Genomic DNA, 15,298 nt, shown 5'->3' with positions numbered 1-15,298 from the left:
ACCGCTGCCATCGTGTTAACGACCCGCTTTTAGCTGCTGAAAATAGGTTTCGTACAGTGTGCTGGCGCTGCCAACATCATTCTGCCATTCGCCTTTGGCGATGGTTTCGTCATCCGGGTATAGTGTTTTGTCTCCCGAAATTTCTGGTGGAAGTCGCTTTTTCGCCGCTAGATTCGGCGTTGGATAGCCGATAGTTTCCGCAACCTGCGCCGCCACTTCTGGACGTAACAGGAAGTCGATCAGTTTCATTGCGCCATCAACGTTTTTGGCGTTGGCGGGGATCGCCAAGCTGTCCATCCAGAAAATGCCGCCTTCTTTGGGCCAGATTACATCCAGCGGCGTACCCGCCTGACGTGCGACATAGGCAGAACCGTTCCATATCATCCCCAAGTTGACTTCACCTTCAATGAACGGATTGCCGGGGTTATCCGAGTTGAACGTTAACACGTTCGGCATTAAGGCTTGCAGTTCTTTGTAGGCTGCCTCGATCTCCTTTGGGTCGGTGGTATTGGCCGAGTAGCCGAGTTTACGTAGCGCAATTTGGAACACCTCACGCGCGTCGTCCGTGAGTAACAAACTATTTTTGTATTTCTTATCCCACAAATCTGCCCACCCCGTGACGCTGGCCGGATCAATGGCTTCATGATTAACACCAATTGCTGTTGCGCCCCAGATATAAGGCACCGAGTAGTCGTTGTTCGGATCAAAAGATTTATGTAGCAGATTAGGGTCGAGGTTGTGGAAATTGCTGAGCTTGCTGGTATCGATCTTTTGCAGCATGCCTTCTTTACTCATTTTGGAGATAAAATACGTTGATGGCACGATCAGATCGTAGGCGCCATCCTTATAGGTTTTCAATTTGGCATACATACTCTCATTGGACTCATAGGTCGAGTAGATCACCTTGATGCCGGTTTCTTTCGTGAACTGTTCCAATAGGCCCGGCGGCACATACTCGGTCCAGTTATAGAAATAGAGTGTTTTACCGTCGTTGGCATTGGCGGTGCTGACGCCAAATGCCAGCGTGCAGGCTGCCAATAGATGTGGCCACTTTTTCATTGTTTACCTCCTCATAAGTCCCAAAGGACATACCTGCCGATATCGACAGGTATGCAAATATAAATGTCATCATTCACTGCGTAAGCCGCCGCCTTATTTTCCGGTGCGATCGCGTAAAATGAGTTGGCTACTCAGCACCAGCACCAGCGATAAAACCAGTAAAATAGTTGCCAGTGCGTTGACTTCCGGCGAGACGCCGACCTTTACCATCGAGTAGATTTTTAACGGTAGGATTTCATACGCAGGCCCGGTGACAAAGGAGGACACCACCACGTCATCCATCGATAACGTAAAGCTGAGTAACCAACTGGCGGCGACCGCCGGCATGGCCAGCGGTAAAATAATTTTGCGTAAAATAATGACCTCGCTGGCACCTAAATCACGCGCAGCTTCCAACATTCGCACATCAAACCCCTTCAAACGCGAGTAAACCGTTACGACGACAAACGGCAGGCAAAAAGTGATGTGGGAAAACAGCAGCGACCAGAAGCCGAGTGAGATGCCCAGTAGCATGAAGAGCACCAGCAGAGAAATGGCCATCACAATATCGGGCGACATCATCACAACGAATAGCATACCGCCGACAAAAGGTTTACCGCGAAAACGATAGCGATACAGCGCAACCGCCGTTAAGGAACCAATCAGCGTGGCAAAAGTTGCGGAGAAAATAGCCATTGTCAACGAATGCTGTGCGGCCTGAAGCAGGCTGTCGTTGTTTATGAGCAGACGATACCAGTCTAGCGTAAACCCCTGCCAGTTGATGCCGAAGCGTGCCTGATTAAAGGAATTCACGATCAGAATAACGATCGGGATATACAGGTAAGCGTAAATGATGGACATCAATCCACCGCGCAGTACACGTCCGATCATTCCAGTTCTCCCTTCTTGTTGAGCATGCGCGCAGTGCGGTAGTAGATAAACAACAGCACACCCATGATCAGCGTTAGGCAAATGCTCGTGGCGGCGCCAAACGGCCAATCGCGAATATTGAGAAACTGGCTTTTAATTACATTGCCGATCAAGAGATTTTTGGCTCCGCCCATCAAGTCGGCGACGAAGAACAACCCCATAGCGGGTAATAGCACTAATAAACAGCCCGCAATGATTCCCGGCATCGTGAGCGGGATCACTACGCGAATAAAGGTTTGCCATTTATTGGCGCCTAAATCGCGTGCGGCTTCTAGATACGACTTATCCAGCTTCTCGATACTGGAGTAGAGCGGCAGGACCATAAAAGGCAGCAAAATATAAATCAGGCCGAGGATCACCGCTTCAGAAGTATACATAATCCGTATTGGGGTATCGATGAGACCAGTCCAAAGCAGGAATTCGTTCAGATGTCCTCGCGTGCTCAGGAAAATTTTCAGTCCATAAATACGGATCAGCGAATTAGTCCAGAACGGCACGATGAGTAAAAATAACATCAACGGCTGAATTCTCTTTGGTAAGCGCGCCAGAATAAATGCAAACGGATAGCCGAGTAGTAAACAGCAGAGCGTAGCGATAACCGCCATATTCAGCGAATGCAGCAACACTGAGGCATACAGTGGATCGATCAGTCGCGTATAGTTTTCCAGCGTAAAGACCAGACTGACGAAATGGGCATCATCGCGCGTGAGAAAACTGGTCGCGATAATCATCAGATTGGGCAGGAAAACAAATAACACCAGCCAGGATACGATGAGAGTAATAATCATGTTTTGAAAGCGTTTACGCGGCGTCTTCATCGTTAAGGACGACCTCCCAGCTTTCTACCCAAGTGACATCGACCTTCTGATTGAGTGAATGATCGAAATCGGGATCGTCTTCGTTGAAGAATTCGCTGACCATGACCATTTTGCCGTTTTCCAACTCGATGTTGGATTCCAGCGTCATACCTTTATAGTTGCGCTCACGCACATAACCCACCATGCCTTGCGCCTGCATGCCATCGCCTAGCTCTTCGACACGTAAATCTTCCGGGCGTAGCAATACGTTAAGGTGCTGACCAATGTGGACCGGAAAGTTGACGGCGATCGCACATTCGTGGCCTTCTACCCTGGCGCGAACCCGCTGTTCGTCAAGAGGCTCCAGCACCACGGCGTCGAAGATATTAATTTCGCCAATAAAACTGGCAACGAACAGATTTTTCGGTTCTTCGTAGATTTCACGCGGCGTGCCATCTTGCTCAATACGTCCTTCGCGCATGACTACGATGCGGTCAGACATAGTCAGCGCTTCTTCCTGATCGTGCGTGACGAAAATAAAGGTAATGCCCAGTTTACGTTGCAGCGCTTTGAGTTCGTTTTGCATCTGCTTACGTAGCTTGTAATCGAGCGCTGAAAGCGATTCGTCCAGCAGTAGCACTTTGGGCTGGTTAACCACAGCGCGGGCAATAGCGACGCGCTGTTGCTGACCGCCTGATAGCTGGTGGGGGCGGCGCTGCGCCAGCGCGTCAAGTTGCACCATTTTTAGCGCTTCCGTTACGCGTGGCGTAATCTCTGCGGCAGGTGTTTTCTGCATACGCAGGCCAAACGCTACGTTCTCGAACACGCTGAGGTGAGGAAACAACGCGTAGCTTTGGAACACGGTATTTACATGGCGTTGCTCCGCGGGTTGATGGGTAATATCTTGCTTTTCCAGCATAATATTGCCGCTATCGACCGCTTCCAGCCCGGCAATCAGACGCAGTACGGTGGTTTTCCCACAGCCGGAAGGGCCAAGGATCGTCAGAAACTCGCCGTTATTAATAGTGAGATTAAAGTGTGAAATGATGTCTTTGCCATCAAAGCCTTTATGGACGTTGATCAATTCAACGACCGGCACAGTCAGGGAGTTTTCTTTCATTAAGGTATAGCTCTATTCCTGATTCGGCAGATCGGCAACATGATTATTGCGATCGTACCAGGGTTATCACCTTTCAGACAGTGGGGGTGCAAGTAAGGGCGGCATTTTACGGGAAACGCAGCTTAACGCCAACTTACGTGACTGACTGGCGGCTAATGGATAAAAGAATAGCGGAGATCCCTTCAGTAAGGGAATATAACTGTTACTCCATTGTTTCTTAACGGTTTCAAGATTGAGGCGCGTATGGCGCTGCCACGGTGGCTTTTTAGCCTGAATTCTGGTCTCTCCCGCTGTTAAATAAGATAAAAACTGACCTGACGCAATATTTGCCAGAGTAGCGCTATCCATAATGCTTGTCAGGGTTCAGGGGGCATAAAAAGATGGATAAATTACTCGACAGGTTTTTGAATTACGTTTCGTTTGACACACAGTCTAAATCCGGCGTTCGCCAGGTACCGAGTACCGAGGGACAATGGAAGCTGGCGCGGGCGTTGCAACAAGAATTGTTGGAATTGGGATTTGAACAGGTCAGCCTAAGTAAACAGGGCTGCCTGATGGCGACGCTTCCCGCTAATGTTGCCTGGCCCGTTCCGGTTATCGGGTTTATTTCACACATGGATACGTCGCCGGAATTTAGCGGTAAAAATGTGAATCCGCAAATTTTGGAAAATTATCGCGGCGGTGATATTGCGCTTGGCGTAGGGGATGAAGTGTTGTCCCCCGTGATGTTCCCTGTGTTGCATCAGCTTCTGGGGCATACGCTAATTACGACAGATGGCAAAACGCTGTTGGGGGCGGATGATAAAGCGGGGATCGCAGAGATTATCACTGCGCTGGTGCGGCTTAAACAGAGCCACCTGCCGCATGGCGAAATTCGCCTTGCCTTTACGCCAGATGAAGAAATTGGTAAAGGTGCGCAGTTTTTTGATGTTGCAGCATTTAATGCTCAGTGGGCCTATACCGTGGATGGCGGGGGCGTCGGCGAATTAGAGTATGAGAATTTTAACGCTGCCTCGGTTCAAATAAAAATCGCGGGCAACAACGTGCATCCCGGTAGTGCAAAGGGCGTCATGGTCAACGCGTTAACGTTGGCGTCACGCTATCATCAACTCGTGCCAGAGAAAGAGTCACCGGAGCTGACGGAAGGCTATCAGGGCTTCTACCATCTTCATAGTATGAAAGGCACCGTTGAGCGAGCAGAGTTACACTATATTGTCCGGGATTTTGATCGCCATGGTTTTGAACAGCGTAAACAAACGATGCTGGATATAGCGGAAAAGGTTGGCGAAGGGCTGCACCCAGATTGTTATATTGAAGTCACGATTACCGACACATACTACAACATGCGTGAGCAGGTTGAGCAGCATCCACATATTATTGCGCTGGCACAGCAGGCAATGCAGGATTGCGGCATTGAGCCGAATATCAAACCGATCCGCGGCGGTACAGACGGCGCACACCTATCGTTTCAAGGGTTGCCGTGTCCGAATTTGTTTACGGGTGGCTATAACTATCACGGTAAACATGAATTTGTCACACTGGAAGGCATGGAACAAGCGGTCTCGGTGATTATGCGTATTGCCGAACTGACGGCGTTGCGCGCAAAGCCATAAGCGATGTATTTTCCACGGTGAACATGGCGGGACATGCCCGCCTTGGCATTATTCTGCTACTCGCCTCTAGCCGTGATATTAATCTACAAAGTACCAGTAACCATTGTTAACCAGCGCGGTGAGTTGTGCGAGGAAGGCGGGATCCTCTAGTGCTTCACCCAATAGTTGCGCATCAACGATTGGGTGCTCCGCCAGCGCCAATAGCGCAGCCTGGTGCGGAGTATCTAGTTTCTCGCCATTCACGAAGCCGCTATTCCCCACACAGATAACGCGGAGCCCCCCTAATCGACGCAGAGGATCTCCCTGTTGTAGGCATTCATACACTTCATTGGGTTGATAAGGGGGTTCTGGCGGAGAAAGGTCAAGTTCATGGCGCGACTGAGAAATGAATTCGCCAAACCAATTCTGGAAATGTTCAGGCTGTTGAACCAATTCCAACATCATTTTTTGCAGCGCATCCAGTTCCTGCGGCAATACGCTTGCGATACGCTCCCGAGATGGAATATCAGGATCGCTGTAGCGGTAACTACCGAGTTCGCGCGAGATGACGTAATCCGCAAAGCTACTGATCAACTCGCGGGCATTTGGCGCCCGGAACCCTACCGAATAATTCAGCGAGTTTTCTAATGAATAGCCATCGTGCGGGAAGCCCGGCGGAATATACAGAATATCGCCCGGTTCCAACTCGTCATCAATAATGGCGTCAAAGGGATCAACCTGAAGAAGGTCGGGATGAGGGCAGTGCTGTTTCATCGGTATTTTCTCACCGACGCGCCAGCGGCGGCGTCCTGTTCCCTGGATGATGAAAACATCATATTGATCCAGATGCGGCCCTACGCCGCCGCCAGGTACAGAAAATGAAATCATCAAATCATCCATACGCCAGTCCGGCAACCGGCGAAATGGCTGCATTAAGGCAGAGGAGGGTTCATGCCAATGATCGACCGCCTGTACCAGCAGCGACCATTGACTTTCTCCCAAATGATCGTAGCTTTCAAAAGGGCCGTGGCTGACCTGCCATCGTCCGTTCTGATGGCTGACTAAACGACTATCGACCTCATTTTCCAACGCCAGTCCGGCGAGTTCGTCTGGAGAAATGGGGTCGATAAAATGCGTAAAGCCGCCTTTGATCAACAGTGGACGCTTTTGCCAGTGGTTCGCTAAAAAATCCTGCCAGTCGAGATTAAGCTGATAGTCCATACTAGTTTCCAGAAACGCGTTTTGAGGAAATGACTGTTCTTGAAGACATGATTTTTATTGAAATAATCAGTATTTTAAAACAAGCCGCATTTTGGCAGTCAGTATAGCGGAAGCCTCACGTGCTGTACCGCCTTTTACCCCTCATTCTGACTCAGGTTCTGGCGAGAGAAAATAGCCTCGACGCGAGCGCCACCCAGCGCGCTGTCACTGATAAGGATCTCCCCCTGATACTGTTCGATGATGTCAACGGCGACCGCAAGGCCGATACCTTGTCCGGGGCGCATACGGTCGGCGCGCTGGCCACGCTGGAAGATGATTTCACGCTTGCTTTCGTGGATACCGGGACCATCGTCATCAATGATCAGGTGCAGCTTGTGATCGGAATATTGCACGCTGATTTCGACGAATTCCAGACAGTATTTACAGGCGTTATCAAGGATATTGCCTAATACTTCCATAAAATCATTCTTCTCACCCACGAAAGTCAGTTCCGGCGGAATATCCAACGTTAACACCACGCCTTTACGCTGGTAGACCTTATTGAGCGCGGAGCACAGGCCATCCAATAGTGCCGGAACCGAATGCACTTCACGTAGCAGAAGGGTATGTTCGGACCGCACGCTAGCGCGATGCAGGTAATAACCTATCTGCTGGGAGATGCGGCTAATCTGCGCCAGCATAATAGGCTCCGCCTGGTCGATGGTGATCTCTTTGCCGGTGCGCAACGCCCGCAAAGTAGTCTGTAAAACCGCCAACGGCGTTTTCAGGCTATGGGTGAGGTCGGTCAGCGTCGTGCGGTATTTGTGATAGCGCTGGCGTTCGTTATTCAACAAAATATTGAGGTTTTTCACCAAACTAAACAATTCACGCGGTGGTTTTTCATCTAACCGATCGCGTGTACCTTTCTCTAGCTCGGCAATCTGCCTGACCAGATGCTCAATAGGGCGCAGGCTCCAGTGGGCACCCAACCACAATAAAGGGAGCACCAATAGAAGGTTAGCGATCAGCACATAGCTAAACCACTCCCACACGACATCTTCTTGTTGTAGTTCCTGTGGGATACGGTCAATGACGACAATAGAGAGAGCAGGGAGGTGCTCGGTTTGCGGATAGACATTTACGGCAATGGAGTGCGTTAACGCATTGCTATGTGTACCGTTCAGCGCTCTCAGGCTGCTAAGAAGTAAGGTATGGCCCTTTAAAACCGCGCTGCTGGTATTGGTATCGGTGTCCAGTTCATGATAGGCCGTTTTATTAAGCCATTCCGGTTTTATCAGCGCTTCCAGTTCGGGAACATGCTTTTCGCGCCAGAGCACATTGCCGTGCTCGTCATAGATCAACACTAAAGTGGGAAAGTTGATGTCGACATCGGGCGGCATCACGATATGTAATTGATTATCACGCCATTGAGCAAGGCTATAGTAAAGGTTACTTTCCCCGCGTAGCAAACGAAATGAAGTTTTATCAAAATTGTTACTGTAGCCGATGATCGCGACGATACCATAGGCTAGCGACAGCGCCAGCACGATAGCCGCCGTCGCCAGTAGAAAACGAATCCGCAGAGAAAAGGGCGGCTTCTTATTATTCATACTGCGCATGGGGGCGTATTAATATCAAAGCGATATCCTTGCCCTCGCACCGTCGTGATCGCATCCGGCCCGCCAGCCTGCTGAATTTTTTTACGTAATCGCCCCATTAACACATCAATAGTGTGGCTCTCACGCAGTTCGGCATCGGGATATAACTGTAGCATCAGCGACTCTTTACTAACGACTTTTCCTTTATTGCGGACTAAGGTCTCGACAATCGTATATTCGAACGCGGTCAGCTTGATCGGAGATCCGTGGATCACCAGTTCGCGACGGGACAAATCGATCTCAAAGGGAGGTAGGCTAATAATTTGCGAGGCCAAACCACTATTACGCCGCATTAATGCCTGCAAGCGCGCAACCACTTCCTCCATATGGAAAGGTTTGGTCACGTAGTCATCCGCGCCGGCTTCCAGCACGGCAACTTTGTCCTGCCAGCCCTCGCGTGCGGTCAGTACCAAAATCGGGAGTTTGACCTGGTGAGATCGCCAACGTTTGATCATACTCATGCCGTCCTCGTCAGGTAATCCGAGGTCGACAATCGCAATGTCGGGTAGATTCTCGTGCAGAAAATAATCGGCTTCTTTGGCGTCGGACGCTGCGTCAACCTGATGCCCCATTTCGTTCATCTGAACGGTTAAATGGTGGCGGAGTAATACGTTATCTTCAACGACCAAAATCCGCATTGTTAACTCCTCTGTCGAATAGATAGACTCACCGTTATCGAAAGACGGTTATGCGTCCTATATTCCGGTCGTGCTCTTCTACATCACTATTATATGCAGAGAAAGCGGTTTAATTGATTTGTTAAATTATCCACAGAGAGAATAAACCGGGTGTAAACGGGCTGGAAATGCCAGAACACTGGCGAGCAAGAGGCCCGCCAGAGAGGACGATAAAGCGCTTGAACGCGGTTATTTCAGGTCATCGACCATGGCGATCGCACGGCCAATATAGTTGCCAGGCGTCATCGCTTTCAGGCGGGTTTTCTCCGCTTCAGGTAACTCCAGGCCATCGATAAATGCCTGAATGCCTGCGGCATCAACGCGTTTGCCGCGCGTCAAAGCTTTCAATTTTTCGTAAGGTTTTTCAATGCCATAGCGGCGCATCACCGTCTGGATGGGTTCGGCCAACACTTCCCAATTGTGATTCAGTTCCTCAGCCAGTCCATCGCGATTGACTTCCAGCTTACTGATACCTTTCATTGTGGCCTGATAGGCGATCAGCGCATAACCTACACCTACCCCAAGATTGCGCAACACGGTAGAGTCGGTGAGATCGCGCTGCCAACGGGAGACAGGAAGTTTGCTGGCGAGATGCCCCAAGACTGCGTTAGAAAGGCCTAGATTGCCTTCCGAATTCTCGAAGTCAATTGGGTTAACCTTATGTGGCATAGTGGATGAACCAATTTCACCCGCGATGGTTTTTTGTTTGAAGTGGTTTAATGCGATGTAGCCCCACATATCACGGTCAAAATCGATCAAAATCGTATTGAAACGCGCGATGCAATCGAACAGTTCGGCGATGTAATCATGCGGTTCGATCTGTGTGGTGTACGGGTTCCAGTGAATGCCCAGCGAGGTGACGAAGTTTTCGCTGAATTGGTGCCAGTCCACTTCTGGGTATGCCGCCAGGTGTGCGTTATAGTTACCGACGGCGCCATTAATTTTGCCCAGAATCTCAACCTGTTGCAGTTGACGATATTGGCGTTCCATACGGTAGGCCACGTTAGCGAACTCTTTACCGATGGTGGACGGCGTGGCGGGTTGTCCGTGTGTGCGGGAAAGCAGTGGAATATCACGATATTCTTGTGCCAGCGCTTTCAGCGCATCAATGATTTGGCGCCAGTGTGGCAGAATGACATCGCGGCGTGCGGTATCCAGCATCAACGCATGTGACAGGTTGTTAATATCTTCCGAAGTGCAGGCGAAATGAATGAATTCATTGACGGCATGCAGCGCAGGGACTGTGGCAACCTTTTCTTTCAAAAAGTATTCAACGGCTTTCACGTCGTGATTCGTGGTGCGCTCTATCGTTTTGATTCGCGCCGCGTCGTCTTCGCTGAATTCGGTGACAAGTTTATCGAGGAAAGCGTTTGCGTCCGCGTCAAATGCAGGAACTTCCTGGATCTCTGCACAGGCCGCTAGTTTTTGCAGCCAACGCACTTCAACCTGCACCCGGAATTTTAGCAAACCGAATTCGCTAAAAATCGTGCGCAATGTGCTGACTTTATCGCCGTAGCGTCCATCAATCGGGGAAACGGCGGTCAGTGAGGATAATTCCATCGCAAGCAACTCCTGAAATTGGTTTCAATAATAATTAATTTCAATAACAATTCATTTCAAAACTATTATGGCAACAATACCATTAAACGGACGGGCAACGCGCCAGGATCTGTTTCGCTTCCTTAACCAGCTGACCGCGCGAAAACATCAATTGCAGACGGCCACCGCCAATTTGCTGCCAGAGCACCGCTGAACGGATACCCGCCAGCAAGGTGGCGCGAACCTTAGCCTGAGCTTGACTGTTTTTCAGTACCTCCGGCGAACCGGTCACCTGAATACGCGGGCCTAACGTACTAATCACATCCACGTAAATGGCGGCCAGCGCGCTCACGATAGTGTCAGAAAGCAACTCGAAATGCTCCAACTGGCGTTCTAACTGACCAATACGCCGACCCAATTCATCAAGCGCGGAGGGCTTTGCTTTCAGTTTGCGCTCCAGTGCAATCAAACTAAACGTGTAACGTGAAAGTTCTGCGCCTGCACCTCTATTACTGCTGGTGTTGAGGATAGCTAATAATGTTTCCAGCCCTACTTTCAGGTTTTGCTCCGCATCGCCGTAAACGGCCAGCGTCGAGACTGGATTCACATTCAACACGCTGTTCAGCGAGGTATGCAGGGCGTCATGATTACAATTGCCCGTATGGGCCAATTGTTGAACTAAATAGGCCGATTGACATATGCCCGCTAACGCTAACGTAATCTCGTAATAATTCTTAGCCACGGTTACTCCTGTAAGCGTTCTTCGATGACGCCGCCACCAAGGCAAACATCGTCGAGATAAAATACGGCGGATTGGCCTGGTGTAACGGCGGAAACCGGCGTATCAAAACGCACGGTAAGGCGATCGTCGCCAAGCGGGGTGATGGTGCAGGGAATGTCAGCCTGACGATAACGGGTTTTCACCGTACACCGACATTCTGCGCGCAGTGGCTCACGGTCAACCCAATGTAATTGCTGCGCAATTAAACCATACGACATCAAGCGGGGGTGTTCGTGCCCTTGTGCGACATACAGAATATTGTTGGCGACATCTTTATCCACTACGTACCAGGGATCTTCGCCGCCGTCTTTAACGCCGCCGATCCCCAGTCCTTTGCGCTGCCCCAGCGTGTGGTACATCAGGCCCTGATGTTGCCCCATCGGTTTATTGTCATCGACGGACAATATTGGGCCGGGGCGCGCGGGCAGATAACGCGCCAGAAAATCAGTAAATTTGCGCTCGCCGATAAAGCAAATGCCGGTGGAATCTTTCTTTTTCGCCGTCGCCAGGTCGAGTTCTTCCGCAATTTTACGCACCTGCGGCTTTTCCAACTCGCCGACCGGAAACAGACTCTGCGCAATCTGTTGATGACTCAGTGTATAAAGAAAATAGCTCTGATCTTTATTGCCATCCAAACCACGCAGCAAGCGGCTTTTACCGTTAACATCATAACGACGCACGTAGTGACCCGTCGCGATATAGTCTGCGCCAAGATCCTCAGCGGCAAATTCCAGAAAGGCTTTGAATTTGATTTCTTTATTGCACAGGATATCGGGATTAGGCGTCCGGCCTGCCTTATATTCTGCAAGGAAATGTTCGAAAACGTTGTCCCAATATTCAGCGGCAAAATTGACGGTATGAAGTTCAATACCCAGTTTATCGCAAACGGCTTGCGCATCGGCGAGATCGGTGGCCGCTGAGCAATATTCCGTGCCGTCGTCCTCTTCCCAGTTTTTCATGAACAGGCCTTCAACATGATAGCCCTGTTGCTGTAACAGGTAAGCGGAAACGGAGGAATCAACACCGCCGGACATACCGACAATCACTTTTTTCTGGCTGTTATCTGACATGGAAGTCTCACGAACTGAATAGGCTGACGCAGTGATGCGAAAAACAAGCGGCGTATTTTAGCATGTAGAACCGTGCGCTGCATCGCTATTCCTGTCGTCGGACGGGTAGCACATTCGACAAGAATAACAAGATACCTAAAAAGGCCAGCGGAATGCGTCTAATACAGTTAATGGATAGCGTTCTGGCTGCTGATAACAGCGAATACTTTCTGCTACCAGCGGCGAACGAAGCTGACAGGAAGAAAGGATCTCATCGGCAGTCAGCCAGCGGCAGCACTCGATATCACTGTCATGCGGCTGGGTTGTGACCCGCTCAGGCAGATCGAGTACGAAGCAAAAGCGTAAAAACGGCGTATTATCTGGTGCAATCCACTGGTGCAGTCGCAAGAAACTGTGTGGTACGGCCTGAATACCGGTTTCTTCCCACAGCTCGCGGCTTGCCGCCTGAATCAGCGTTTCGTTGGCTTCCAGATGGCCGGCTGGTTGGTTCCATAATAACGTGTCGTCGATCAATTCTTCGACAACCAGAAAATGGCCTTCCGCCTGTACCACACTCGCTACGGTAACATGGGGTTTAAACATCAGTAATCTCCTTCCATTCTCCGGGCAACAAGTTTGCTACCGTCTGATTTGCCATACCGTATCGAATCAGACGTAACGTTGGATATCCAATATGCGCTGTCATTCGACGAACTTGCCGATTGCGCCCTTCATGCAGCGTGATTTTTAACCAGCATTCAGGAATGCTTTTACGCTGGCGAATAGGCGGATTACGTGGCCACAGCCAGTCAGGTTCGGGTACGATTTCCGCCCCTGCGGGCAGCGTTTTTCCGTCATTTAGATCCAGGCCATGACGAAAGCGCGCTAGCGCCGCTTCATCAGGAATGCCTTCTACCTGAACATAATATATTTTTACCGTTTTGCGCCTTGGTTGAGTGAGTTCAGCTTGAAGCCTGCCATCATTGGTGAGAACCATCAGGCCTTCGCTATCGCGATCCAGACGCCCGGCGGCATAAACACCGCTGATGGGAATGTAATCTTTCAGCGTGCGGCGACCGGCGTCATCAGTGAATTGTGGCAGGACATCGAAGGGCTTATTAAACAAAATGATTCGACGTGGCGCATTGTCAGGCGACCTTTTTCTGGCTGACTGCGTGTTGAATCGCTTAACTTTGTGATTTTTAACAGAGAATTTATTCATCATCTTTATCTTTGTGGACAATAAAAGCAGTATACTCGAAACGGTTTGCGATTGGCGCGGGCCAATTATTCAAGTAGTATTGACACGAATCTTACAAGTCATTAACAAAATTGCGCTCGAAGGAGAGGTTAATGGAAAGCAAAGTAGTGGTACCGGCAGAAGGCCAGAAAATCACGGTTGATGCTCAAGGTAAATTAGTGGTTCCCAGCCACCCGGTAATTCCCTTTATTGAAGGTGATGGCATCGGTGTCGATGTGACGCCAGCGATGATCGATGTTGTAAACGCTGCCGTGCAGAAAGCTTACCAGGGCAAGCGTGCGATTTCCTGGATGGAGATCTACACAGGAGAAAAGTCCACGCAGGTTTACGGTAAAGACGTCTGGCTACCGGATGAAACATTGGATTTGATCCGTGAATATCGTGTGGCAATTAAAGGCCCGCTGACGACGCCTGTCGGCGGAGGTATTCGTTCTCTGAACGTTGCGCTGCGCCAACAACTTGATCTGTATATCTGCCTGCGCCCGGTACGCTACTATGAAGGCACCCCCAGCCCGGTTAAACACCCCGAACTGACCGACATGGTAATCTTCCGTGAGAACGCCGAAGATATTTATGCGGGAATTGAGTGGAAAGCGGGTTCTGCTGAAGCCGACAAAGTGATCAAATTCCTGCGTGAAGAGATGGGCGTCAAGAAAATTCGCTTCCCTGAGCAGTGTGGCATTGGCGTAAAACCGTGTTCGGAAGAAGGGACAAAACGTCTGGTTCGTGCCGCTATTGAATATGCCATTGCCAACGATCGTGATTCCGTCACGCTCGTGCACAAAGGCAATATCATGAAGTTCACCGAAGGCGCATTTAAAGACTGGGGATACCAGTTGGCGCGCGAAGCATTCGGCGGTGAGCTAATTGATGGCGGCCCGTGGGTGAAGATCAAGAATCCGAATACTGGCAAAGAGATCGTGGTGAAAGACGTGATCGCCGACGCATTCTTACAGCAAATCCTACTGCGGCCTGCTGAATATGATGTGATTGCCTGTATGAACCTGAATGGTGATTATATTTCCGATGCGTTGGCCGCACAGGTTGGTGGCATCGGTATTGCTCCTGGCGCCAATATCGGTGATGAATGCGCACTATTTGAAGCAACGCACGGTACGGCACCGAAATATGCCGGGCAGGACAAGGTTAATCCAGGTTCCATTATTCTGTCGGCTGAAATGATGCTGCGCCACATGCAATGGTTCGAAGCCGCCGACCTGATTGTTAAGGGAATGGAAGGCGCGATCAAAAACAAGACCGTGACTTACGATTTCGAACGCCTGATGGAAGGCGCTAAGCTACGGAAATGTAGCGAGTTTGCGCAAGACATCATCGATAATATGTAATCTTACTGTTATCACATTGTTTGGCGGGGGCGCTTCGCTCTCGCTGATTATTAACATCGAAAAATTCATTCAGTAAAATCCCAGTAAAATGATTCAGTAAAATGGATTAAAAAACATCCACGTTAATTATTACCTTTTATCCTTTCTTGACCTGAATTGTGAACCAATCTTTACCGCGATTATCGTTATAGGCGTCTGTCTGATGCTGAGATTTATGCCCCAGCAAATGCCGAGAATAGTTATTTTGATCCAAACGCTGGCGTTTAATTCTTTTACGTGACCGCCCCACAATGCGATTGAATCGCTGAAT

The 15,298-nt window shown here is 49.9% G+C and carries 14 protein-coding genes; 2 read left to right on the top strand and 12 right to left on the bottom strand.

Going from position 1 to position 15,298, the window contains the following annotated elements; translation table 11 throughout:
- Nucleotides 1–15 precede the first annotated feature (15 nt).
- The 4 genes from potD to potA all read right to left on the bottom strand — a co-directional run bounded on the left by potD (nt 16) and on the right by potA (nt 3,885).
- Complete coding sequence (gene potD / locus RFN81_RS10290) at nt 16–1,059, bottom strand: spermidine/putrescine ABC transporter substrate-binding protein PotD (protein WP_264495756.1); 1,044 nt, start codon at nt 1,057–1,059, stop codon at nt 16–18.
- A gap of 93 nt (nt 1,060–1,152) precedes the next feature.
- Nucleotides 1,153–1,929 (bottom strand): spermidine/putrescine ABC transporter permease PotC, encoded by a 777-nt coding sequence (gene potC, locus RFN81_RS10285; RefSeq protein WP_264495755.1) that lies wholly within the window; start codon nt 1,927–1,929, stop codon nt 1,153–1,155.
- Nucleotides 1,926–2,786 carry a spermidine/putrescine ABC transporter permease PotB gene (potB, locus tag RFN81_RS10280; RefSeq protein ID WP_264495754.1) on the bottom strand — a complete coding sequence of 287 codons (861 nt, stop codon included), beginning with the start codon at nt 2,784–2,786 and terminating at the stop codon, nt 1,926–1,928. Before potB ends, potC begins: the two co-directional genes overlap by 4 nt.
- A complete protein-coding gene (gene potA, locus RFN81_RS10275; protein ID WP_264495753.1) occupies nt 2,770–3,885 on the bottom strand; it encodes a spermidine/putrescine ABC transporter ATP-binding protein PotA in 1,116 nt (371 codons plus the stop codon). Before potA ends, potB begins: the two co-directional genes overlap by 17 nt.
- A gap of 380 nt (nt 3,886–4,265) precedes the next feature.
- Here potA and pepT point away from each other — a divergent pair, with 380 nt between their 5' ends.
- Entirely contained in the window at nt 4,266–5,498 is a 1,233-nt protein-coding gene (pepT, locus tag RFN81_RS10270) for a peptidase T (protein ID WP_264495752.1), read from the top strand.
- A gap of 78 nt (nt 5,499–5,576) precedes the next feature.
- Here the strand turns inward: pepT and RFN81_RS10265 are convergent, their stop codons facing one another.
- The 8 genes from RFN81_RS10265 to rluE form a co-directional block, all read right to left on the bottom strand.
- Nucleotides 5,577–6,698 (bottom strand): cupin domain-containing protein, encoded by a 1,122-nt coding sequence (locus tag RFN81_RS10265; protein WP_264495751.1) that lies wholly within the window; start codon nt 6,696–6,698, stop codon nt 5,577–5,579.
- Nucleotides 6,699–6,832: 134 nt separating this feature from the next.
- Nucleotides 6,833–8,287, bottom strand: a complete 1,455-nt coding sequence (gene phoQ / locus RFN81_RS10260) for a two-component system sensor histidine kinase PhoQ (protein ID WP_264495750.1) — start codon at nt 8,285–8,287, stop codon at nt 6,833–6,835.
- On the bottom strand, nt 8,284–8,973 hold the full coding sequence (gene phoP, locus RFN81_RS10255) for a two-component system response regulator PhoP (protein ID WP_264495749.1): 690 nt from the start codon (nt 8,971–8,973) through the stop codon (nt 8,284–8,286). The genes phoQ and phoP overlap by 4 nt, the downstream gene beginning before the upstream one ends.
- A gap of 228 nt (nt 8,974–9,201) precedes the next feature.
- Nucleotides 9,202–10,572, bottom strand: coding sequence for an adenylosuccinate lyase (purB, locus tag RFN81_RS10250; protein ID WP_264495748.1), 1,371 nt, complete (start codon nt 10,570–10,572; stop codon nt 9,202–9,204).
- An 82-nt stretch (nt 10,573–10,654) separates the two neighbouring features.
- Nucleotides 10,655–11,293, bottom strand: a complete 639-nt coding sequence (gene hflD, locus RFN81_RS10245) for a high frequency lysogenization protein HflD (protein ID WP_264495747.1) — start codon at nt 11,291–11,293, stop codon at nt 10,655–10,657.
- Nucleotides 11,294–11,295: 2 nt separating this feature from the next.
- Nucleotides 11,296–12,402: a tRNA 2-thiouridine(34) synthase MnmA gene (gene mnmA / locus RFN81_RS10240; RefSeq protein ID WP_264495746.1), complete on the bottom strand. Its 1,107-nt coding sequence runs from the start codon at nt 12,400–12,402 to the stop codon at nt 11,296–11,298.
- A 135-nt stretch (nt 12,403–12,537) separates the two neighbouring features.
- Entirely contained in the window at nt 12,538–12,984 is a 447-nt protein-coding gene (locus tag RFN81_RS10235) for an NUDIX domain-containing protein (protein ID WP_264495745.1), read from the bottom strand.
- Nucleotides 12,977–13,603 carry a 23S rRNA pseudouridine(2457) synthase RluE gene (gene rluE / locus RFN81_RS10230; RefSeq protein ID WP_264498938.1) on the bottom strand — a complete coding sequence of 209 codons (627 nt, stop codon included), beginning with the start codon at nt 13,601–13,603 and terminating at the stop codon, nt 12,977–12,979. The genes RFN81_RS10235 and rluE overlap by 8 nt, the downstream gene beginning before the upstream one ends.
- Nucleotides 13,604–13,734: 131 nt before the next feature.
- Here rluE and icd point away from each other — a divergent pair, with 131 nt between their 5' ends.
- Nucleotides 13,735–14,988, top strand: a complete 1,254-nt coding sequence (gene icd, locus RFN81_RS10225; protein WP_264495744.1) for an NADP-dependent isocitrate dehydrogenase — start codon at nt 13,735–13,737, stop codon at nt 14,986–14,988.
- Nucleotides 14,989–15,298: the final 310 nt, after the last annotated feature.

This window comes from Pectobacterium cacticida, assembly GCF_036885195.1.
Taxonomy (GTDB): domain Bacteria; phylum Pseudomonadota; class Gammaproteobacteria; order Enterobacterales; family Enterobacteriaceae; genus Pectobacterium; species Pectobacterium cacticida.
Note: the sequence above shows the minus strand (reverse complement) of the source record. Positions and strands in the feature narration are given on the sequence as shown.